Raw genomic sequence first — 18,629 nt, 5'->3', positions numbered from 1 at the left:
CTATGGAATGCGGATATGGGGCGCCGACGGGGCGCTCCAACTCGATGAGAACTCTTTCACCATCCGAGTGGCCCTGTCGACACTGGTGACTTTCTCTGTAGGCGGCAGCAAGGCCAATCAGGACTTTTCGGTGCCGGGCGTAGGCCCAGGTAATGGTTCGGCGATTGTTGTTCCGGTTGGGGCCTACAGCGATAGCCAGATGCAATTCGAAACAGAGCTGATCGATAACGTCACTCGGGTTTACAACCACACGCGTGGTTTTGCGGCGAGCACTGTCGCAAGCGGAACCATGCGGTTGATTGTGATGAGGTGGAATTGATGGCGTATGGACTTCAGTTCACCAACAACAGCAACACCGTGGTACTCGATTCGGAATATGCCAGGCTGATGGTCATTTCTTCCGGGAGGTTTGCGCCAACGGAAGAGTCAGGCATGGGGTCAACCACCTATTTCGCCAGGCCAGTGACGTCACAAGAGCCTCCGCTGGTCTTCGTCCGCCCCGATACGGTCAATGGCGTGGCCGGGCTTTGCATGATGAGGCTGATTGGCTCAGCGGGTAACTGGACGGGGTTCTATGTCCGCGCCTACAACGTCAACACAGCCCAGCCGAATGGCCGGTATTTCGTTGCGGCGTTTGGGGCGCAGCCGGTTGCGCAGTACGGCATGCGCTTATGGGGTGGGGCGGGCAATCTACTATTCGACTCCGGAACATCGTGCGCCACGTTCACCAGGGCGTTTCAAAACTGGAGCTATGTCAGGGATGACAAGGACCCACAAGGTCTGACAAGGATCTATTACACGGTTCCCTTCAACTTCCCGCAGAACGAGTATCTACTGCTCAATAACTTCGGCATGAACATGACCTCGGGTAGTGGTATCCCTCGGAACCTCTATTGCTGGTGGGACTTCCCCAACAACACGCTGTACGCCATCACAATTGCCGCATCAAACCCGATTGCGTTCTTTCTCCCGGCCGTGTTCGCAAAGATGAACGCGTAGCCTCAACACTCTGCAAGGATATCGCTTATGCCCTGGTACAAGGCCGGGACGGTTTCGGTCGTCCAAAATTCCAACGCCGTGATTGGTGCTAACACCGCGTTCATTGCCAATAGCCGGGTCGGTGATGGCTTTCGCGGCCCCGATGGTGGCTGGTACGAAGTGACCAACATTGCCAGTGATACGGCGATGTCGATTGATCCGCCTTACAAAGGCACAACGAACAATGCCGGCGGCTATGCGCTGGCTCCGCTTCAGGGTTACGTCAAAGACTCTGCTGATGCTTTGCGCAGCATCGTCAATCAGTATGGTGCCAAGCTGGCGTCTCTGGGCACCACGGGCAACTACGACATCCTGCCGGTCAGCAAGGGGGGAACCGCCGGAACTGACCAGGCATCCGCCCGAACCGGGCTGGGCCTTGGTACCGCCGCAACGCGGAATGCAGGGACAGCCCCAGGGCAGTTGATGCTGGTGGGGTCGGGGGGGCTGCTGGGGCTGAACACCCCGGCAATCAGTAGCACGGGCACGGTTCCCGGGTTCAGCTCGCAGTATTACGCCTCTGGCACTCAGTACGTCGCCTTTGACGGGGCGATCAATCAGCACTTCACCAACCGCTACGACGACGGCGTCAATGCTGTGATCGGAATCATCGCCATAGGCGGTGGTGGCGAGAACGGAACAGAGCCCAAGGTTGGGGTAAAGCTGGCGAAGATGACGCCAGGCACCGTGAACTCAACCGGTTCAACTGTCTGGCGTTATCTCTACCACACTGGCAATACCACTCGTGCTGCTGACGGCACATTGAAGGCGATCTGAGCATGGCAAGAGCAGCAATCAACGTACTGGGCGCTACTGGCGCGACCTATGACTTCGTGACTCAGGGCGTGAGCGAGGTTTCCTCAACCCGCCTCTCGAAAGGCATCTACCAGATCGCCGGCAGTTTGGGTTTGGTACCGTTTCCACCAGTCAACGATGGCTGGGGTTACACGGTGAACCAGATGGACAGCCGCGCGGATGTGGAAACAGAGTTCGCCGACGGCTTGCTGACGGTGACGGTGACCAAGTACGGCCAGCCCTATGACCTGAAGCACATGATCACGTTGCACATCCTGGTGCCGGATGCGCCAGCGGTCGAGATGCCGGCAATCACCGAAACGCCTGCCATCGAAGCCTGACACCCAGCCGAACACCGATACCCGCCTAGAGCGGGTTTTTTTATGCATGGAGAAAAGCATGATCACCACCGAAACGCGCGGAGTGCGCAACCGCAACCCCGGAAACATTGACTACAACCCGGCCAACCAATGGCAGGGCCAACTGAAGCCAGACCCGGCTATCGAGAAGCGGTTCGCCCGCTTCGACACCGCCGAGAATGGTATCCGCGCCCTGGGCAAGCTGCTGATCAACTACCGCGGCAAAGATGGTATGCCCGGTGTCGGCGGCAAAGGTATCGACACCCCTCGCGAGTTTGTCTCCCGCTGGGCGCCCGGGAACGAGAACAACACCGAGGCCTACATCGCCGCAATCGCTAAGCGCCTGGGCGTGCAGCCGAACGACGTGATCGACATCAAGAACCCGGCGACCCTGCGCTCGGTGATGCTTGGGATCATCGTTCACGAAAACGGCAGGAATCCATATCCGGATGCCGTGTTCGAGGAAGGGCTGCGCAGGGCTCTGCTGTGAATACCGCGGCGTGGAAGCTGGCCGGTATCGTTGCAGCGCTGGCCATTGTGGCTGGCGGTGCAGCGGCGTTGGCCTGGCAGCTTCAGGACTGGCGCTACGGCCGGCAGTTGGCCGAGCAATCGAGGCTCCACGGCGAGACGCTGAACGAGCTGACCCTGGCCGCCGCAGCCCAGCAGCGCGCCGAACAAGACAAACGCTTAGCGCTCGAGCAGCGCCTAGCGGCCAGCGACCAAACCCACCACGAGGTTTTGACCAATGCTCAAAAGGACCAGGCTCGTCTGCGCGATCGCCTTGCTACTGCCGATCTACGGCTGTCAGTCCTCATCGACGCAGCGGATTCAGCCGGTGGTTGCGCAGTGCCAGCCGCTACCGGCGCCGGCGGCGTGGTTCATGGAGGAGCGCGCGCCCGACTTGACCCGGCGCATGCTCAACGAATTATCGGCATCACCGATGACGGCGACCAAGGATTGATCGCGTTGGCGGCGTGCCAGGCGTATGTAAATGAAGTCTCCGATAGGAGATAAGTAATAAAAATCAAAAGGATTGCATAATCCTAAATACATGCTCTTTGCTATGTTGCATTCCAAAATAAGTAGCCATTGACGTTATACGGTCTAGATCTATGTTTTTTTGCGCGCAAATAGCTTTCTGACTATCGTGCCGACTAATTAGCGTCATGGCAGTGTTTTTTAGATTTGCTTGTTTCACAAAATCAAACGTATCATCTTCGTGGCTTAATACATGAAAAACTACAGGTCCTATCTTAAGTGCGGTTGATATTAGTTTTGCAGCTAAGGGGGCTTCAGATGTTCTTCCGATATACATGACTCTGTGGAAAGCCTGTATGTCATCTCCGTCGCTTCGGCCTATCCATACTCGGGTGTTTTTTGGGGTATTTCTATCTGAAAATATTGGATTCCAATGTTTTTCTGAGTAACCAAGTGTGTTGTTTTCAGTATGTGCCCACTTGATTGAAATCAGTGTTGCCCATACGGATAGCATTTTTTGTTCTTCAGGTTGTAATTGCTGATCTTCGTTGTTGATAAGGCTTTCATATATAGGGATTATCTTTTCTTCGAACTGGCTAAGCCATTCTCCATTGCAAGGCTGACAGACTTTTTTTATTTGAGTGGTGCCAATAGGGTTGGATGATCTTTTTGGATAATGGTCTCTAGTTTTTTGACCATTTTTTGTTGTGGTGAAAACCTCCCTATTATATACGGAATGGGTGTTGGGGAGGTCTAGTTTTGTTCCAATCCACTTGGGGAAAACGTGTTCATAGGTTGTTGAGCTATCGCCGCAGAATATGCAAGTGTTTTTAAATTGTTTTTTAGGCATGTTGTTGTCCGTTATGTTTTATATTGACGATCTCTACAAGGTATTTACCTTGGCTCAGAGCCCGAATAGTGGGGTTGGAGTGTGAAGATGCCTACGTATCAGGTAGGAAAAATTAACATGCCCTACGAAAGCATGCTCAACATGGCGTCTCGGAGCGAATTCCGTTATCTGGAATTCACGAAGAAAAATCCCGTTAAGAAAGCAAAGCCCCGAAGGTTCGCGACTTCGGGGCTTCTATTTTCACCGGCATCCCTTAATGACAGGTGAACGTGGCGACGAGAATACCAGCGTTGAATCGGCGATTCACTACTGCGATAGATGGATTGTGTTCGTTCGGCAGGACGTCGGAGGTGGGATTTTACTGCAGGAAAATCTTCCCCAAAATGCAACCGTTTGGACCAATGTTTATTGGGTTCTAAAGAGTCGCAAAAGGTGCTGCTTTTTGTGATCTATTTGTAGATCAAGATCTTGATTATAAAGGCCTTTGTCGATTTCTATGCGGCATCCCAGGCTTCGATCCCCGGTTATCGCCGGCCTGCCATTCGGAGCAATGCGATCTGACTTTGCGACGTCGGCGCCTCAAGGTAGGCTATGCCGTTCAATTGGAGGGTAGTGATGTTGAAGTTTTTGGGTCTGGTGTGCTTGATTTCGTTGGTGGTTTGGGGGGGATGGTTGGTGGTAGACGCCATTGCGCACAAGGATAATGCCGTTGCCACTATCGCCATATGCGATGGCTACAGCGGGGAGAAGTCTGAAACCTGCAAGAAAGATGAGGAAGGAAAGCCCAAATCTGCTGAAACGGTGAGTAAGGCAATCAACGCGCAGAATTGATCAACTACTGCAGGAATATACAACGCTAAGTTATTGATTCTTTCTTATAGGGTGATTTGTCTGTTTTGCATCTCGTCAAAAACGACAATATTCCTTTGTTATCAACAGCTTGTGCAGGTCTAAGGGGCGCCTTGACATGGCGGTTCCTTAAATCACCTATTGGCCGATTGCAGTCAGATATAAAGGGCTGCAATCGACCCAAAGCTGCCGTGGGCCAAAGGCATAATACGGCCAGAAACGGACAAACCTAAATTTGCCGTTCTCGATGGCCAGGCCCGTTTGCCATTGCGGTCGCTTCGGTTGGTGCGATTTGAAGATCCCAATACTGGATACAATCTTTCGAAGGGGGCGATGCTGGAAGTCCAGTTGGTTATGCGATCTGCTGGCGGTTGCTTTTTACCGTTTTCAGGCGACTCTGCAACGGTAGTAAGTATTAACTGAGCGTGTCCTAGTTAACAATTTATTGGTCTAATAAGGCAGAGGAGGCCAAATTTGACACCCCCCCCCTCCGTGCAAAATCATCCATACTTTTCAGACGAAGACTGAGAATCACATAGTGCGTCAATGACCAACTTATTGGTTAGTCAGGGCTTTGGCCTTTGTGTAGAACTCAACCTTCGCCTCATCACCATACATATTGATTTCCGTCAAATTCGCTCTGTACGTAGCAACACAGCCTTCTGCCATAGGTCTAAACATGGCCTCGACATTTACGAGGTTAGCGCTGATTTCAGTGGTGTATTTATCTACCCATGGCTGCGTATTGTTTAGGAGATAGTCAACATTGGAATACACTACGCTGGCGATAGCCATGTCTATCCCTCCATCGGTTACGGCTGGGTTTCCGGGTTGTCCGTGCGACTGAATAACTTGATTGAATGACGTAAAGAGAGCAGAACACGAAGCGAATTTCATCGCTTTTGGTAGATCAAACGGACGAGGGGGACGTGTCTTTGGTTGAGGTAAGGATTGTTGTTTGGCTACGCTAGCTAAGTAGTTTTGGTCTACTATCGGCAAAATGATCTTGATGTCAGTTTGCAAGTTCGTAAAAAAATTTATATAGCCATTGTAGTAATTTATATCTTTTTGATTGGCGCACAATGATTTAAGATAATAAAGGTCAGTAACTCCCTGTTCTATCCGTTTTGATCTGAGTTTCTCCAGGATATCATTGGACTGGCGTATGCCATATACGTATGTTGGCCTTGTGTCACTCAAGAGGTCTGCGATCTGGCGTGGAAATACAAAGGTCATAGCCGCAGAGCATGTGTTTTCATTTGGAGTAAATTTTTTGTCATATTGCACTCGCGATGCGAATGCACGAAATCCATCTATATCTTTTAAATTAAGAGAGTCGACGGTATATGTGGGGACGACGGGCTCACCGTTTTCGACAATCAGTGGCGAATAGATTTCGCTTAATTTTTGGTAAGCTAGTAGAGATTTAGCGACTCCTCCATCTCTAGCAGAACCGAGAGACTCCCATATTTCAACAGATTTAAGCTGTTCTAATAGGAGGCCATAACTTTTCTGAGTATTAATGTCTGCGCGTTTGGATTTAAATACGCCATCATTCGCGGCTAAGGCGATGAGAGAGTAGCCGGATAACCCGGCCAAAAAAACTGATAGGACTAAACTCTTTGCTATGTTATTCATTGCTATCCTTTCGAATGAATGCTGTGTGACGGAAAAACCAGCAGGATTATTTTTAATTTTCTTCCCGCTATATCGGCTACAGGCATAAAATCTTGACAGGTAGCTTTTGGCCGATGGCCGTCACTCGGGTGCCATCATCATCGCGAGCGTCATCTTGATGAACTCCTCGTTCCGGTCGATTGCTTCTAAGGCACCGCGCACGTTGCCAGCAACGTCGGCTGAGCCTCGCACCTCCACCCAGTTTGAAAGCTCCATGATGGCGGCCTCTAGGGCGAGCTGGTTTTCGTTGAGTCTGCAGAGCAGGGAAGGGAGCAGGTCTGAGTTTGGCATCGCAATTCCTCCGTGGAGGTTACAGCGTAGCAGCATGAGGTCTGAGGGGACGTGAGGGAGTTGGTCGGCAGGCAGGATAATGATGTTTGAGCAACCACGCACTGCCGAAGCAGTGCGCGCAGCTGGAGGGCGTGCTCCCTACTGTCTTTTCTTGTCTCGTACTAGTGGAATCGACATCTGGTGTCTGAAGAGATTTTTAGGGTCTACCTGGTTTTTCAAGAGAATTAGTTCCTCTACCAGCCCTGTATTTCCGTAGTACAGCTCGAGCCAACTGTCATTGGGTACGCCGTTTACTAATAACATGTCTACATCTGGATAGTTGATGTAACAGCCTTCATATCTATCATCGACGCCGGGTCGTTTGTTAGGTTGATTTGCGTAGACGTCTTCGTAAATTTTACTGATCCATGCGAGTTGAACGTCATCTTGTGCAGGGTCGGTCCAGTACGTTTGGTACTGAGACTTCAGTAGGGATTTGCGCTGCGGTACGGCAGTATCCCCTTGGCCAAGGCTATTGATCTTTCCACCATAAGAGTCAATTTGAACAAGCGATTGACTGAAGGTCCCATCTTTAGATCGGACGCTGAGGTTGTCGTAAAAGGCGTCGCACTCAGCATCGGTGAAATTATCTACTTGGTAGGCAGATTTGTATTTGCCCCTTTGGTTGTTGCCTGATGTATTAATCATCTGAGTGATGTAGAACCAGTCCATGAGAAGCCCTGGCGAAGCTTTGGTGATAGTGCTGCCAGCCATGCTGTGAGGTCTTGGCGCGATGTTTGGTAATACGAAACCGTCATACAGCTTGCCGTGACCTGGTGCTGCGCTGTTTATAGCCGCGAGAAAGTCGTTAAACGGTGCATCTCGCTCATGATCACCCACCATGCCGTCACGTCCTGTGTATTGGATGGCTAGAATGACTTTCGGATTGGAGTCGATGTGATTCAGTTTCAGCAGGGTGAAGAGACCACCGTTTGCTTTTGACAAAATATTGGAGGTTGCGTCTGAGTCATTTTTGGCGAACCAGGCGTAATAGCCACGCAAGAATTTTCTAAAGCTGACTTTATCGAAGTCCGACCACTCCCAAGAGAGGGTTGTCCAGTAGGCTTTTTGTGGGGCCTCGGGTAGATCGTTGAAGTAGTATCGAATAATTATGCCGAAATTGCCGCCACCCGCACCGCAGCAAGCCTTGAAAAGCTCGCGATGTATTTTAAGTCTTGAGTTTGGGCTAACGTGGATAGGAATCAACATTTTTCCGGTATTGGCTGGATCGGGGATTAATATATCCACTCCACTCACCCAGTCGACAGTCAAACCCTGAAGACGGGACAGTAAGCCGTATCCACCGCCGCTAATGTGACCTCCGACCCCCACGGAGTAACATGAGCCGCCAGGTATTGTCTTGCCACTTTGTTTGTACATTGCCACATAGCCGTCCCAGTTCTGATTACCTGTGAAGGCGGCGTATTTATAATGTGTAGGTCTGTTACTGTCATGCTCATACAACGGCTGAATCTCACCGTCAGCATTATGAGAAAAACCTCTGAGTTCACCTACGTCAATAATTGCAAGGTTTTCATTGTTTAACTTGTTTGATACAAAGCCTTCATAGCAGTGCGCTCCGCTCCTTACGGTGATCCGAAAGTCTTGCGATAGCGCTTCATTCGCAGCGTCCAGCACTTCCTCTGGTGTTTTGCATACATAGATTCGCTTAGCACCCGTTTCGGCGCTTGGAGGCCAGCGGAGATTGAACCCTTTTTGTAGGGTCGAAAATGTCTTGCTATCTTCAGTTATTGTAATGAAGCCCGAACTACCCTTTGTTGTTTTCATAGTCGTATGCATCCTTGCAGAAAGATTGTGCGCCTATTCTTTGCGCAAATGTCCTGAGATCTTCTCGCCCAAATGGCGTTGAAATGCATGCCTCATTGGGAGTTATCTCACCTTAGCCGACATTTTCATGCTGTCCATGCCTCTAGTTTGCGAATTAAGGTTATGTTGCTTCTAGGTTTATATTTCGAATGGTTATAGATGGTTGCCAGGTTTGATGGTGGCAGATTATGGCAGGGTGTACTACATGCCTGTCTCTCTGGAGTGGGGCGGTTCGACAGGCTCAAGCGCCAGTTGAAATTTATGAGCGTGAATGTTTCAAAATGTTTTTAGTAGGAGTGGTTGTGTTTGTTAGTCTCGGCTAGGAATACATGGTCATCTTCCCAGTGTTTCGGGCGGAGGAGGCGACGCGGCGGGCGTTTGGAAGGCTTGGTTAATTTGTGTTTTTTTGCTTTTGTAATCGTATTCGTTTTTTGTGGTGGACAATCTAAGACGTTGCGCTAGCCTAAGAGCTCTCCTCTAGGGGGAGATCAATTAATCAAAGGAGTGATTGTAATGAATAAGCCAGAAGCCAAGCCTCAGCTGAAACATGGTCGTGTAGTTTCCCCTCCTAGTCGTTCTGCTATTGCCACAGAGGAAGGGCTTATCCTTGACTGGCAAGCTAATGAAATGGAAGGCGGAAAGAACTTTCCATCGTTAACGGCTGGTCCATTCCCTAGACCTTATGAAACTGATAGCGCAAGCCAGGTTCCACCGGCCGATGGTTATATTCTCAGCGGTGGCAGAACCGATGCTCGCGACTGCGTTAACTTCACCAACGAGGAAATGAGCGATAAGCTAAATCGCCCATTTGCTTGGCCACTGTTGGATGTCGTTCCAGGCCAGACGTTTCATGTCAAATGGGTATACACCATGCCTCATGTGACTCGGGGTTACAGCTGGTTTATTACCAAGGATGGCTGGGATCCGAAGAAACGTATTAGTCGTGCTCAGCTTGAACCAAAACCCTTCCATGATGATTTTTATACTCAAGTTCCGTTCTACGAGCATACCGCCGAATTGAAAGCGAAAATTGAGCATGAAGTAAAGCTGCCGCAGGGTAAGCAAGGTCATCATGTCATTGTCTTGCTTTGGGTGGTTGCAGATACCGGTAATGCGTTTTATCAGGCATTTGACGTGAATTTTAAATAACTCCGGGCCAAGTATGGCTCCCAGCACAGTTCTGAAGGAATAGAACAATGTCTAAAATCAATTTTTCATTGCTGAAATCTAAAGTAAGTGACTCCGCATCTTTGATGCCGAGCATTGCCAATAAAAAAATCCTGATGGGTTTCTGGCATAACTGGCCGGCCGGCCACAGTGACGGCTATCAAGGTGGGCAGTTCGCCAATATAGATCTGGTGGATGTACCCAAGGACTACAACGTTGTTGCTGTGGCTTTCATGAAAGGCCAGGGCATTCCTACCTTCAAACCCTATAACCTCTCCGACGACGAGTTCCGCCGCCAGGTAGGTGTACTGAACAGCCAGGGAAGGGCTGTGTTGATCTCGTTGGGCGGTGCCGACGCTCATATCGAGCTGCACAAAGGGGATGAGCATCCACTGGCGAATGAAATCATTCGCTTGGTTGAGGTCTACGGTTTCGATGGGCTTGATATCGACCTCGAGCAAAGCGCCATTGATTTTGCTGACAACAAGACGGTGTTGCCTGCAGCCTTGAAACTGGTGAGGGATCACTACAAGGGCGAGGGGAAACATTTCATCATCAGCATGGCGCCTGAGTTTCCCTACCTCAGGGTTGGCGGTAAGTATGTTGGTTACATTCAGGCGCTCGAGGGGTACTACGACTTCATCGCGCCTCAATACTACAACCAGGGTGGCGATGGGATCTGGGTTCAGGAGGCCAATGGCGGTCAGGGTGCCTGGATTGCGCAGAACAATGACGAGATGAAAGAGGATTTCCTCTTCTATCTGACCGAAAGTCTGGTAACTGGCACTCGGGATTACATCGCCATTCCCTCGGATAAATTTGTCATTGGCTTACCGGCCAACGTTGACGCCGCAGCTACTGGCTACGTGATTGATCCCGCGGCGGTGGTCAATGCTTTCAAACGTCTCGATGCTGCCGGCCATCCCATCAAAGGGCTCATGACCTGGTCGATCAACTGGGACGATGGCGTTAGCGCGCACAATGTCCCCTACGATTGGGAGTTCTACAATCGCTACGCCCCGTTGATTCACGGTGAGGTAGGTATTGGTGACCGGCCAACAGCTCCGGCGAATCTGTCCGCCAAGGACGTGACCGAAATCAGTCTGACTTTGAGCTGGGGAGCCTCAGCCGGTCCTCGTCCGATCGAGACGTACACGTTGTACCGAAACGGGACTGCAATAGGTCATACACCGGCTTTAACGCTGAAAGACTCGGGTCTGACGCCGAACACGCAGTACAGCTACTTTGTCACGGCAACAGATTCTTCCGGAAAAGAGTCGCTTCCGAGCAAGCGCCTGAGCGTTAGAACCGCTGGAGACATCTCCGATCCAGAATACCCTGAGTGGCAATTGAACCACCGGTATCGCAAGGAAGATGGTGTGACTTACGAAGGCAATAAGTACTTGTGCCTGCAAGAGCACACATCGAACTCAGGTTGGACACCACCAGTCGCATTTACCCTTTGGTCGAAGGTCGCAATCCAGCGGCGCGCGTAAAGCTGTATGTGAAGCCCGGCAGAAATGCCGGGCTTTTCTTTGCTTTCGGGAAAGAGATTTACCCAAAATTTTGGGACTCAGGATCTTGTGTATGTCGATTTCACGAGGGGGGCATTCGGTTGGCAGGACACCGGGAAGGGTTCACCAGCTGATACCAATTTTGATACCAACTGGTGTGTTTTACTGTGTCTTTGAGGGGGAGAAACCCCTGTATTTGCTACTTATGACCGACCAGAAAACCCCGATGCATACTGCATCGTGATATTTGCTGTGGAGATCAATTACTTTACCTATCAATGGGTTGCGAGCTACGCATCTGACGCTTGGGCCATTCCTGGGGCATTTTGGAGTTTTTCCATCTCTCCCCAGTCGCCGCTAGAGTTCAGCCAGCGCGCATAAGTCGAGAGCAGCATCTGGACGCTGTGTCCAAGCTGTTGAGCTATAAAGGCGGGGTTCATGCCAGACATTGTGCATATTGTCGCATAAGTGTGACGGCAGTTGTACGGCGGCCGATAACGCGTCGCCAGCTTCTTCAGTGTTGGCCCCCATTGTTTGTGCAGGTCTGAGGTCTGACGGATGTACTGACTCATCTTTGAGGGCGGGAAAACGTAGGGGAACTGCTTGATTGAACTACTCCCAGCTTTCCGGCGCTCCGCGTATTGAGCGGCGAACTCCAGGGCGTGCAATACCCGTCCCACGGATTCCCAGCGTAGAGCAATGATCTCCTGCGGGCGCATGCCGGTGAAGAAAGCGAATTCGAAAAATGCAGCGTAGATCGTGCTCGGCCAATGGGCTGTGTCGTATAGCTGAGCGATTATCTGGTTAGCCTCATCCAGGGTGAATGGATCAGGCTCCCCCTTCTTGCGCTTCGGCGTGTCCAAAAGTTCTGCGGGATTCTTCGCGATGAGCTCCTCCCGAACGGCATCATCCAGAATCGTACTGAGCCGCACCATTGCGTTGAGTTTTACGTCAGGTGATGACCAGTTTATCTCTCCGATGATTTTCCGCAGCATCACGGTGCTGATCGTACTCAGGCGAGTCAGCGCCAAGTACGGCATCCAGTACAGGTTCAACTCACTCTTGTAATTTAGATGCGTTCCTTCCTCGATCTCCCTCCCGCTCAACCACGCACGCGCGTGTTGCCGTTGGGCGCGGAGGGGAGTGCATGCGGGTAGATTCGGGGAGGGGGTGACTAACTCTTCGCGATGGCATCTATGGGAAACACAACGGAAAAGTAATAAGGAAATTGCGTGCTACGGAAGCTCATTTTGATATTCAGCCTTTCACAGTTGAGCGGCTGCGCTTGGCTTGTTGCAAATTCTCACGGGTCCATTGCCTGCTTTAACGGAACGGAGCTTGAGTTCAAAGAGATGATGCCTTTAGTTGGGCCGTTCATTATTCTCGACTTACCCTTTACGTTGGTGGCGGACACGCTATCGCTTCCTGCGTGTTTGTAACTGCCTGCCAATCGCTACTTGCAAGAAAATGTCGGGTATCTACAATATGCGGCGTACAGCCCTGTGCCCGGGTGGTTTGAATCGGCACACTGTATGAGGTCCAGCGCTCCTCATGGCCGAGGCTCAGAGCGCTAGTGCTGGTTTTTTTGCTGAGGTGACATGGATACGCCAACCCAACAGCTTCATCGATTATTTTTCGACGCGTTTCTTGTGCCAGGGCTTTTGTCGTTTGCCTTGGTCATTACTTTGAGCATCCTCCACAGAAAGCTTAAAAACATTTCCGGTTGGTGGCTGTGCGGGCTTTTTGTTATCGGTTTTTTTTGCATAACTTGTCTACCGCATGCTTGGCTAATGTTGTTTCCTGAACCTTGCATTATTCGTTTTGCTACCCCAACGAACATGTGCGAGTTCGGCCCCTCGGTATATCTTCAGATTGGTATATTCGCTGGTACGGTTGGCGCATTAATGGCTTTGATGTCGTTGAAAATTTGGCAGATCGCGGCAAGAAAACGCGAGTAGATGGTCCTGCCTTTAAGAGAAACCTGGTTACTGCGCCGGTTTTTTTTATTGCCTAAAATTTACACTGCAGCCAGCACGGCTGTTCGCGCACCCCGCACTCCAACGCTTACGGTTGGTGCGAGACTGGATCGGGGATCGGCGCAGTGAAGGGCTTTGGCAGGCAGCGGGAAGACCGCGCAGCTATTTCGAATACAAACTGCTTAGGTACTTTTTACAAAAATCGGACTCTGCGATTTTTTTTGCTCGATCATCCCACTCTTGCACTGGGGATTCAGGGGCACCCATTATTTCTTTTGTTATCTTGTCTGTGATAACGGTCATCTCTTCAAAACTCATTTTGATTCCGTGCTCTCGCCCGTACAGCCCCACTGCTTCGGCAGATCGGGTTACCACAGATGGATCGGAATGGACGTCCAAACCGGCAGCTAAACCACATCGAGTCAGTTGGAATATGTGTTCCTCTTTATTTTCGCATCCCTGCAAGAAGAGAAAGGTTGCTGCGATTAACATTGAGAAAGCTCTACTTCCCTTCATATTTCGATCCGCGTATTTCGTTTTTTTTCGATGAATATTCGGCCGGTGTTATACCTCGTGCGCTGCAAATTCGCACCTATTCAGGGCCTCAGTATTCGCTGGTTTTTTTCATTTCTGGAGTAACACCTATGGCCGAGCCGAGTACCGGCGCCCTGGCATTAGCTGGCGTACTTAGCGGCGTTGGCGCTGGCGTTGCATTCCCCCAGATTGACCTGGCCGTATTGGTCGGGGCTTTCTTTTACGTCGTGTTCGCCAAGGACATGACATCGCTACGCCGATTGGGTTACCTGGTGGCTGGCTGGCTGGATTGGTGGTGGCTTCGGTGCTGCTGAGCTGCTGGGCAGAGCCTGGACCAAGACCGCAGACTTCAGCGGCTTTCTGTATGGTTCACTCTGCGTTGTTGTCTTCGCCGGGATAGTGGGCTCGCGCTGGGCTATCAACTTTATGGTTCTCTAGCTGCAACATTCAACGGCTCGCACATCGTCGTGGCCCAGGCCGTGATCTGGAGCCAGAGCAAGTAAGGCGTCGTTCCTGATGTGAAAAAGCCCAGTTTAGTGCTGGGCTTTGTTGTTTCTGGGATGTGTTCCTGTGGGGCCGACATCGCTACGCATCGGCGACGTGATCAGCCTTGCCGCGCGCGCTTCGATCAACCATTGCGATGATCGTTTCGAAGAGTTCGTCCTGCGCTTGGGCGGGCGTGATTTCTCCGGTCGCAGCGGCATGGGATAGAGCCTCGGCCGCGCCAAGCATTGCCCGAAGACCTGCAGGCGCAATATCTCCTGCCCTGGCAAAAGGGGCCAGGGCGATTCGGCACTTATTCATGAAGATCACTTCGTAATCACGCTTGATCTTTTCGAGCTCCGGTGAACTGGCCAGCGCCGCTATCACGCCAGGTATCTCATTGCCCTGGAGAAGCACGCAGTCGACGTAAGACGATGCGATGACAGCAGCCCTGCTCACTAACGTAGATTCACTCGCTTGGAGCGCGGCGTCCATAAGCGTTGTCTGGCGTGCATCGAACTCCTGATAGAGCGCCGCGAGCAGTCCAGGCCTTGTGCCGAAATGGTCGTAAACGACGGGTTTTGTAACTCCGGCCTGCTCGGCAAGCCGTCCAAGCGTCAGTGCTTCCGTGCCTTCTTCTCGAACCAATCGCCATGCGACATCCAAAAGCTGACGCTGTCTTTCCTCTCTAGACAGGCGACGACGTGGCTGCGTGCTGGAGACCTGCTCTCTATTTTCGGCGCTTGACATGACTATATACCAAAAGTAACTTAAAGATAGTAACTTACTAAAAGTATATAAGCTTCGCCTTTTGCCCTCAATCAGTAGCAGGAGTTTTCGACATGCACGCGCTTATCGTTGTTGCTCATCATGATCCAAGGTCGCTCAGTCACAGCATCGCTGCGCATGTCGCCGAGGGCCTATCCTTGGCTGACGCAGGCAACTCTTTCGAAATCGCGGATCTCTCCGAGGAAGGTTTCGATCCGCGGTTCTCCGCGGCTGATCTCGCTGTACATCACAGGGAAGGGCCACCGCCGGCCGATGTTGCTGCCGAGCAGGCGAGAATTGATCGCGCCGATACCCTTGTGTTGGTGTATCCCGTTTATTGGTGGTCTATGCCGGCACTACTCAAGGGATGGATCGATCGTGTGTTCGCCAATGGTTGGGCGTTCGACTTCAGTTCTGATGCGAAGCTGGTGAAGAAGCTTCGCCACCTACGAGTTCATCTTGTCGGTATTGGTGGCGCAGACGGGGGAACCTATGAACGGCACGGTTATGCCAACGCGATGAAGACGCAGATTGACCATGGGATCTTTGACTATTGCGGCGCATGTGTCGTGACCTCCGAGCTCCTGCTCGAATCGGAAACGCAGGATCCGACTGTTCATCTGGACGTCGCGCGGGCCCTGGGCCGCGATCTATTTACTACATCTCAGCGATGCAAAATGGCCGGGGTAGTATGAACATGTAGTGTTCTGGACCGCTGGCGACAACCCAATGATTCCGGCCATTGGGGCATTTCCAGTCAGGTGCCGCTCATCCAAAGCTAAACGACTGAAATTAAAAAGAAACATTGCTGTTATAGAGTGCTGGCCTGATTCATGAGGGCTACTGAAGTGAACCGATCAGCACGAAACCTGCGTAAAACACTGGACGCTGCAGCAGCCAATAATGAGGCCGCAGCACTTGATGTCATGCGGGCCATTGATCAGCTTGGTGACGAAGTGCTGCGCCAGCGGCTGCTGGGCGTGGTCCATCGCCTGAATCAGGATGCGAGCGAGTTGCGGCAAGCCAGAGATAATGTCTCTGGAGCGCTGATGAAGCTGGCCTGATATCGCCCTCCGTGAGCGGATGCGACAGTGGGGTGGGAGGTGTATTCCTGGCTGGTCTAAGCTTTGTGGCGCGGACTTAGTGCCAGCCCTTACTCCGCTTCGGGGCACTTGAAGCCCCAATCATCAACTATCATGTTTTTTACCTCTTCGCCAGTAGTGCTGACAACTAGGAAAGTTTTATTTTTTCTGTAATTAAACTCGCAGTATTGAACTCCCTCGGTGCATCTTTCGACTTCACTAATGCCCATATCTCTAAGTGTTTTCATAACGCCGCCCGGTTCCATCACGTTCGTTAAATTTGGCTTCCAGCCATGTTTAATCAATACCTTTCGTGCACTTAAGAATGGCATTCCTTTTTTAATTGGCACATCTGTTGCGTTCGCAAAAATGCTAACGCAACAAAGCACAATGCAAGCAATTGGCAAGACCCTAAAAGTAGCAGGGCTGACATTAGTGCATCTATCTCGTGACATGGCGCCAGCCCTCAATCCTTCTCCGGACATTTAAAGTTCCAGGAGTAAATCTTCATTTCTTTAATCTTTTCGCCGACAGTTCCCACACCAAGGCAGGTTCCATTCTTGATGTAATTGAAGCTGCAGTACCGGATGCCCTCCGTGCAGGATTCGATCTCTTTGAAACCTTTTCTCATGATGATGTTTTCGACCCCAAACTCACCTGTATAGGTTGGGTTCGGCTTCCAGCCATTTTGAATTAATACTTTTCTGGCATTTAGAAAGGACATTCCCTCTTTTATAGGGGCGTCCGTTGCGTTGGCAAAAAAACTGGTGCAGCAAAAAAGGCTGATGAGGAATGTTTGCAGCTTCATTTAACGGTACCGCCAAAGTTTTTATATATTTTTTCTACTTCACCGTACTCAGTATATGGTTGGCCCGATGGTTTTTCTTTGACTGGCCGATTCGCCAAGCCTGGGCTCATGGGTAAGGCTTCCCATTTTTCGAGACTTTTTCCACTGCAACTTTTAAGTCTCCACTGATTAACGGTTCGATTGCATTCACGTTGCGCAGCAGTTCAACTGCAATCAAATTGCTTTAACGGAGCGCTTCCGGGAAGCGGTCAATGGGTGGGGGGCTGTCATTCGGGCAGCCGGTTTGCCACTCATGAGAAGTTCCTTTTCAAGGTTTCAAATGGGGTAATAGTGGTCGGTGGGCGCGTCGGAAAAAACGCCAGCATTCATCCATAGAGTTGAACAGTGCTTGGTGGTTTTCGCGCATGGGACGGCAGGCCAGTAACGCCTGCCAGGCGATTTCGACGCAGGGTATCGAGCGTGCAGGCGCAGGGGATAAGCACGTCCATGAGTGAGGAGCGCATCAAATGTTACCGTCCATGTAGATTTGCATCGCGAAGAATGCCCCAGGCAGACATCACATACAACGATCCTTACATTATTTAGGTTGGCAGTCATTTGCGTAGGCCGACCTTTCACTGGCTGGCCATATATGATGCTTTGAAGGCCCAGATCAGTTGGTGTATCGTTTCAGCTGTTCGCCCGGCCATATGACTCTTTACCGGTCCAAGGATGGCAAGGTCATATGCGCAGGGCGAACGCTATATCCTCTTGAGGTGATGGAATCGCTATCCAGCCTTTACAGGGGCTCAATGGAGTGTCTTACGGCTCTCACCAATCCTGATCCGATCCAGCGCCCGATTTAACGCATTCAAGGCATCGAGAAGGGCTTTCGCCTCAGCTTCCCGGCCATCCCCCCACAGGCGTTCAGCCATCTTGTTCAGCGCCTGGATAGAGCGCTCAATTTCAGCTGCGGTCGCCGCTGCTTTATTTTCCTGCTGTTTCTTCGGCATTGCTGTAGTCCTCAAACCTGTGATCAGGTGCTGGTCGCTCAGGACGCAAACCAGACTCGACCTCCAGGATCCTGTCCGCGCCGATATGGGTGAAATCCTGGTCCCTGGGCCGGCAGGCAAAGGAATGGGGGAATCCGTTGCCTAGGGGCAGGAGGCTACTGTCCGTGATTGGCGGGAGGTTACTGGGGATTCGTACCGGAGGCATTCTCTATCGCTCGTGGCTTCAGTGCTGCTTGATACTTTTCCAGGCAACAGGTGCTAGAAGTAGTACTGCCAGCAAAAACACTGTCTGCGAAATATAGAACGTCTCCAGCCATTGTCGGTTTAGCGCCACATAGAACGTGTTATGGATCACGTCCACAACGATGATTGCAGCCGTGAAAAGGATGCCTGGTCGGGGGTTTCTGAAGAGCAAAAGTGCGGCCAGAGGATCTAAAAACGTGAGCGCTCCCCAGAACAAACGACTGGCCCATGGAGTACTGTCACCATATCCGTAGTCCCAGAGCAGCCCATGCGTAAGGCCTGCATGCAGGTGATTGGCTGTTGCAACGAGTAGGCAGCCCGCAAACAGAGCGCGGATGGCAAAAGATAATCCCGGCACGGCA

At 51.2% G+C, this 18,629-nt stretch carries 24 protein-coding genes and 2 pseudogenes; 15 read left to right on the top strand and 11 right to left on the bottom strand.

Translation table 11 applies throughout. The annotated features are described in order from the left end of the window. The first annotated feature begins 7 nt into the window (after positions 1–7). The 6 genes and pseudogenes from AO353_RS26125 to AO353_RS26100 all read left to right on the top strand — a co-directional run bounded on the left by AO353_RS26125 (position 8) and on the right by AO353_RS26100 (position 3,203). Entirely contained in the window at positions 8–319 is a 312-nt protein-coding gene (locus AO353_RS26125) for a hypothetical protein (RefSeq protein WP_054597572.1), read from the top strand. Continuing rightward, a complete protein-coding gene (locus AO353_RS26120; protein WP_054597571.1) occupies positions 319–999 on the top strand; it encodes a hypothetical protein in 681 nt (226 codons plus the stop codon). Before AO353_RS26125 ends, AO353_RS26120 begins: the two co-directional genes overlap by 1 nt. 27 nt (positions 1,000–1,026) lie before the next feature. After that, a pseudogene (locus AO353_RS26115) lies at positions 1,027–1,339 on the top strand (tail fiber domain-containing protein); the annotation flags it as partial. Positions 1,340–1,814: 475 nt separating this feature from the next. Continuing rightward, on the top strand, positions 1,815–2,171 hold the full coding sequence (locus AO353_RS26110) for a hypothetical protein (RefSeq protein ID WP_054597570.1): 357 nt from the start codon (positions 1,815–1,817) through the stop codon (positions 2,169–2,171). A gap of 58 nt (positions 2,172–2,229) precedes the next feature. After that, complete coding sequence (locus AO353_RS26105; protein WP_054597569.1) at positions 2,230–2,679, top strand: structural protein P5; 450 nt, start codon at positions 2,230–2,232, stop codon at positions 2,677–2,679. Next, positions 2,676–3,203 (top strand): lysis system i-spanin subunit Rz, encoded by a 528-nt coding sequence (locus AO353_RS26100; RefSeq protein WP_054597568.1) that lies wholly within the window; start codon positions 2,676–2,678, stop codon positions 3,201–3,203. The genes AO353_RS26105 and AO353_RS26100 overlap by 4 nt, the downstream gene beginning before the upstream one ends. 10 nt (positions 3,204–3,213) lie before the next feature. Here the strand turns inward: AO353_RS26100 and AO353_RS31155 are convergent, their stop codons facing one another. After that, positions 3,214–4,017 (bottom strand): hypothetical protein, encoded by an 804-nt coding sequence (locus tag AO353_RS31155; protein WP_146016094.1) that lies wholly within the window; start codon positions 4,015–4,017, stop codon positions 3,214–3,216. Between the two features lie 615 nt (positions 4,018–4,632). On the opposite strand from AO353_RS31155, the gene AO353_RS26090 reads away from it, so the two are divergent. Further along, complete coding sequence (locus AO353_RS26090; RefSeq protein WP_054597566.1) at positions 4,633–4,848, top strand: hypothetical protein; 216 nt, start codon at positions 4,633–4,635, stop codon at positions 4,846–4,848. A gap of 573 nt (positions 4,849–5,421) precedes the next feature. Here the strand turns inward: AO353_RS26090 and AO353_RS26085 are convergent. The 3 genes from AO353_RS26085 to AO353_RS26075 all read right to left on the bottom strand — a co-directional run bounded on the left by AO353_RS26085 (position 5,422) and on the right by AO353_RS26075 (position 8,661). Then, positions 5,422–6,504, bottom strand: coding sequence for a hypothetical protein (locus AO353_RS26085; protein WP_054597565.1), 1,083 nt, complete (start codon positions 6,502–6,504; stop codon positions 5,422–5,424). Positions 6,505–6,624: 120 nt separating this feature from the next. After that, positions 6,625–6,834 carry a hypothetical protein gene (locus AO353_RS26080; RefSeq protein ID WP_054597564.1) on the bottom strand — a complete coding sequence of 70 codons (210 nt, stop codon included), beginning with the start codon at positions 6,832–6,834 and terminating at the stop codon, positions 6,625–6,627. 138 nt (positions 6,835–6,972) lie between these two features. After that, positions 6,973–8,661, bottom strand: coding sequence for a BBE domain-containing protein (locus AO353_RS26075; RefSeq protein WP_054597563.1), 1,689 nt, complete (start codon positions 8,659–8,661; stop codon positions 6,973–6,975). A gap of 552 nt (positions 8,662–9,213) precedes the next feature. Between AO353_RS26075 and AO353_RS30205 the strand changes: the two genes are divergently transcribed. Both AO353_RS30205 and AO353_RS26065 read left to right on the top strand, forming a co-directional pair. Continuing rightward, positions 9,214–9,849: a lytic polysaccharide monooxygenase auxiliary activity family 9 protein gene (locus AO353_RS30205; RefSeq protein WP_081013827.1), complete on the top strand. Its 636-nt coding sequence runs from the start codon at positions 9,214–9,216 to the stop codon at positions 9,847–9,849. Between the two features lie 47 nt (positions 9,850–9,896). Beyond that, positions 9,897–11,363 (top strand): carbohydrate-binding protein, encoded by a 1,467-nt coding sequence (locus tag AO353_RS26065; protein WP_054597561.1) that lies wholly within the window; start codon positions 9,897–9,899, stop codon positions 11,361–11,363. Positions 11,364–11,671: 308 nt separating this feature from the next. Here AO353_RS26065 and AO353_RS26060 read toward each other — a convergent pair. Further along, positions 11,672–12,505: pseudogene (locus tag AO353_RS26060) on the bottom strand (tyrosine-type recombinase/integrase); the annotation flags it as partial. A 228-nt stretch (positions 12,506–12,733) separates the two neighbouring features. Here AO353_RS26060 and AO353_RS32275 point away from each other — a divergent pair. Continuing rightward, positions 12,734–12,820: a YceK/YidQ family lipoprotein gene (locus tag AO353_RS32275; RefSeq protein ID WP_347930044.1), complete on the top strand. Its 87-nt coding sequence runs from the start codon at positions 12,734–12,736 to the stop codon at positions 12,818–12,820. A 159-nt stretch (positions 12,821–12,979) separates the two neighbouring features. Beyond that, a complete protein-coding gene (locus AO353_RS26050) occupies positions 12,980–13,339 on the top strand; it encodes a hypothetical protein (RefSeq protein WP_054597559.1) in 360 nt (119 codons plus the stop codon). A 180-nt stretch (positions 13,340–13,519) separates the two neighbouring features. On the opposite strand, the gene AO353_RS26045 is transcribed toward AO353_RS26050, so the two are convergent. Next, positions 13,520–13,849, bottom strand: a complete 330-nt coding sequence (locus AO353_RS26045; RefSeq protein ID WP_054597558.1) for a hypothetical protein — start codon at positions 13,847–13,849, stop codon at positions 13,520–13,522. A 152-nt stretch (positions 13,850–14,001) separates the two neighbouring features. Between AO353_RS26045 and AO353_RS31420 the strand changes: the two genes are divergently transcribed. Both AO353_RS31420 and AO353_RS31980 read left to right on the top strand, forming a co-directional pair. After that, on the top strand, positions 14,002–14,205 hold the full coding sequence (locus AO353_RS31420) for a putative holin (protein WP_173859979.1): 204 nt from the start codon (positions 14,002–14,004) through the stop codon (positions 14,203–14,205). Positions 14,206–14,220: 15 nt separating this feature from the next. Continuing rightward, positions 14,221–14,394, top strand: coding sequence for a DUF1737 domain-containing protein (locus AO353_RS31980; RefSeq protein WP_081013883.1), 174 nt, complete (start codon positions 14,221–14,223; stop codon positions 14,392–14,394). 82 nt (positions 14,395–14,476) lie between these two features. Here the strand turns inward: AO353_RS31980 and AO353_RS26035 are convergent, their stop codons facing one another. Beyond that, complete coding sequence (locus tag AO353_RS26035) at positions 14,477–15,124, bottom strand: TetR/AcrR family transcriptional regulator (RefSeq protein WP_054597557.1); 648 nt, start codon at positions 15,122–15,124, stop codon at positions 14,477–14,479. 92 nt (positions 15,125–15,216) lie between these two features. Here AO353_RS26035 and AO353_RS26030 point away from each other — a divergent pair, with 92 nt between their 5' ends. Both AO353_RS26030 and AO353_RS26025 read left to right on the top strand, forming a co-directional pair. Continuing rightward, the gene (locus AO353_RS26030; protein WP_054597556.1) at positions 15,217–15,837 is read left to right on the top strand and encodes an NAD(P)H-dependent oxidoreductase; all 621 of its coding nucleotides are present in this window, start codon (positions 15,217–15,219) and stop codon (positions 15,835–15,837) included. Between the two features lie 153 nt (positions 15,838–15,990). Next, complete coding sequence (locus AO353_RS26025) at positions 15,991–16,206, top strand: hypothetical protein (protein ID WP_054597555.1); 216 nt, start codon at positions 15,991–15,993, stop codon at positions 16,204–16,206. A gap of 89 nt (positions 16,207–16,295) precedes the next feature. On the opposite strand, the gene AO353_RS31720 is transcribed toward AO353_RS26025, so the two are convergent. The 4 genes from AO353_RS31720 to AO353_RS26005 all read right to left on the bottom strand — a co-directional run bounded on the left by AO353_RS31720 (position 16,296) and on the right by AO353_RS26005 (position 18,625). Beyond that, positions 16,296–16,709 carry a hypothetical protein gene (locus AO353_RS31720; RefSeq protein WP_237142932.1) on the bottom strand — a complete coding sequence of 138 codons (414 nt, stop codon included), beginning with the start codon at positions 16,707–16,709 and terminating at the stop codon, positions 16,296–16,298. Further along, on the bottom strand, positions 16,691–17,032 hold the full coding sequence (locus tag AO353_RS26015; RefSeq protein WP_237142931.1) for a hypothetical protein: 342 nt from the start codon (positions 17,030–17,032) through the stop codon (positions 16,691–16,693). The genes AO353_RS31720 and AO353_RS26015 overlap by 19 nt, the downstream gene beginning before the upstream one ends. Before the next feature lie 788 nt (positions 17,033–17,820). Next, positions 17,821–18,024, bottom strand: a complete 204-nt coding sequence (locus tag AO353_RS26010; protein WP_054597553.1) for an exodeoxyribonuclease VII small subunit — start codon at positions 18,022–18,024, stop codon at positions 17,821–17,823. 223 nt (positions 18,025–18,247) lie between these two features. Continuing rightward, on the bottom strand, positions 18,248–18,625 hold the full coding sequence (locus AO353_RS26005) for a hypothetical protein (RefSeq protein ID WP_054597552.1): 378 nt from the start codon (positions 18,623–18,625) through the stop codon (positions 18,248–18,250). Positions 18,626–18,629 lie beyond the last annotated feature (4 nt).

Source organism: Pseudomonas fluorescens, assembly GCF_001307155.1.
GTDB classification, from domain to species: domain Bacteria; phylum Pseudomonadota; class Gammaproteobacteria; order Pseudomonadales; family Pseudomonadaceae; genus Aquipseudomonas; species Aquipseudomonas helvetica.
This window is presented reverse-complemented; position numbering and strand designations above follow the sequence as displayed.

What these genes read in the sequence shown, in the direction of transcription:
- AO353_RS26125 (WP_054597572.1), top strand. Translation starts at nt 8, where the DNA reads ATGCGGATATGGGGCGCCGACGGGGCGCTCCAACTCGATGAGAACTCT.
- AO353_RS26120 (WP_054597571.1), top strand. Translation starts at nt 319, where the DNA reads ATGGCGTATGGACTTCAGTTCACCAACAACAGCAACACCGTGGTACTC.
- AO353_RS26110 (WP_054597570.1), top strand. Translation starts at nt 1,815, where the DNA reads ATGGCAAGAGCAGCAATCAACGTACTGGGCGCTACTGGCGCGACCTAT.
- AO353_RS26105 (WP_054597569.1), top strand. Translation starts at nt 2,230, where the DNA reads ATGATCACCACCGAAACGCGCGGAGTGCGCAACCGCAACCCCGGAAAC.
- AO353_RS31155 (WP_146016094.1), bottom strand. Translation starts at nt 4,017, where the DNA reads ATGCCTAAAAAACAATTTAAAAACACTTGCATATTCTGCGGCGATAGC.
- AO353_RS26090 (WP_054597566.1), top strand. Translation starts at nt 4,633, where the DNA reads ATGTTGAAGTTTTTGGGTCTGGTGTGCTTGATTTCGTTGGTGGTTTGG.
- AO353_RS26085 (WP_054597565.1), bottom strand. Translation starts at nt 6,504, where the DNA reads ATGAATAACATAGCAAAGAGTTTAGTCCTATCAGTTTTTTTGGCCGGG.
- AO353_RS26080 (WP_054597564.1), bottom strand. Translation starts at nt 6,834, where the DNA reads ATGCCAAACTCAGACCTGCTCCCTTCCCTGCTCTGCAGACTCAACGAA.
- AO353_RS26075 (WP_054597563.1), bottom strand. Translation starts at nt 8,661, where the DNA reads ATGAAAACAACAAAGGGTAGTTCGGGCTTCATTACAATAACTGAAGAT.
- AO353_RS30205 (WP_081013827.1), top strand. Translation starts at nt 9,214, where the DNA reads ATGAATAAGCCAGAAGCCAAGCCTCAGCTGAAACATGGTCGTGTAGTT.
- AO353_RS26065 (WP_054597561.1), top strand. Translation starts at nt 9,897, where the DNA reads ATGTCTAAAATCAATTTTTCATTGCTGAAATCTAAAGTAAGTGACTCC.
- AO353_RS32275 (WP_347930044.1), top strand. Translation starts at nt 12,734, where the DNA reads ATGATGCCTTTAGTTGGGCCGTTCATTATTCTCGACTTACCCTTTACG.
- AO353_RS26050 (WP_054597559.1), top strand. Translation starts at nt 12,980, where the DNA reads ATGGATACGCCAACCCAACAGCTTCATCGATTATTTTTCGACGCGTTT.
- AO353_RS26045 (WP_054597558.1), bottom strand. Translation starts at nt 13,849, where the DNA reads ATGTTAATCGCAGCAACCTTTCTCTTCTTGCAGGGATGCGAAAATAAA.
- AO353_RS31420 (WP_173859979.1), top strand. Translation starts at nt 14,002, where the DNA reads ATGGCCGAGCCGAGTACCGGCGCCCTGGCATTAGCTGGCGTACTTAGC.
- AO353_RS26035 (WP_054597557.1), bottom strand. Translation starts at nt 15,124, where the DNA reads ATGTCAAGCGCCGAAAATAGAGAGCAGGTCTCCAGCACGCAGCCACGT.
- AO353_RS26030 (WP_054597556.1), top strand. Translation starts at nt 15,217, where the DNA reads ATGCACGCGCTTATCGTTGTTGCTCATCATGATCCAAGGTCGCTCAGT.
- AO353_RS31720 (WP_237142932.1), bottom strand. Translation starts at nt 16,709, where the DNA reads ATGTCCGGAGAAGGATTGAGGGCTGGCGCCATGTCACGAGATAGATGC.
- AO353_RS26015 (WP_237142931.1), bottom strand. Translation starts at nt 17,032, where the DNA reads ATGAAGCTGCAAACATTCCTCATCAGCCTTTTTTGCTGCACCAGTTTT.
- AO353_RS26010 (WP_054597553.1), bottom strand. Translation starts at nt 18,024, where the DNA reads ATGCCGAAGAAACAGCAGGAAAATAAAGCAGCGGCGACCGCAGCTGAA.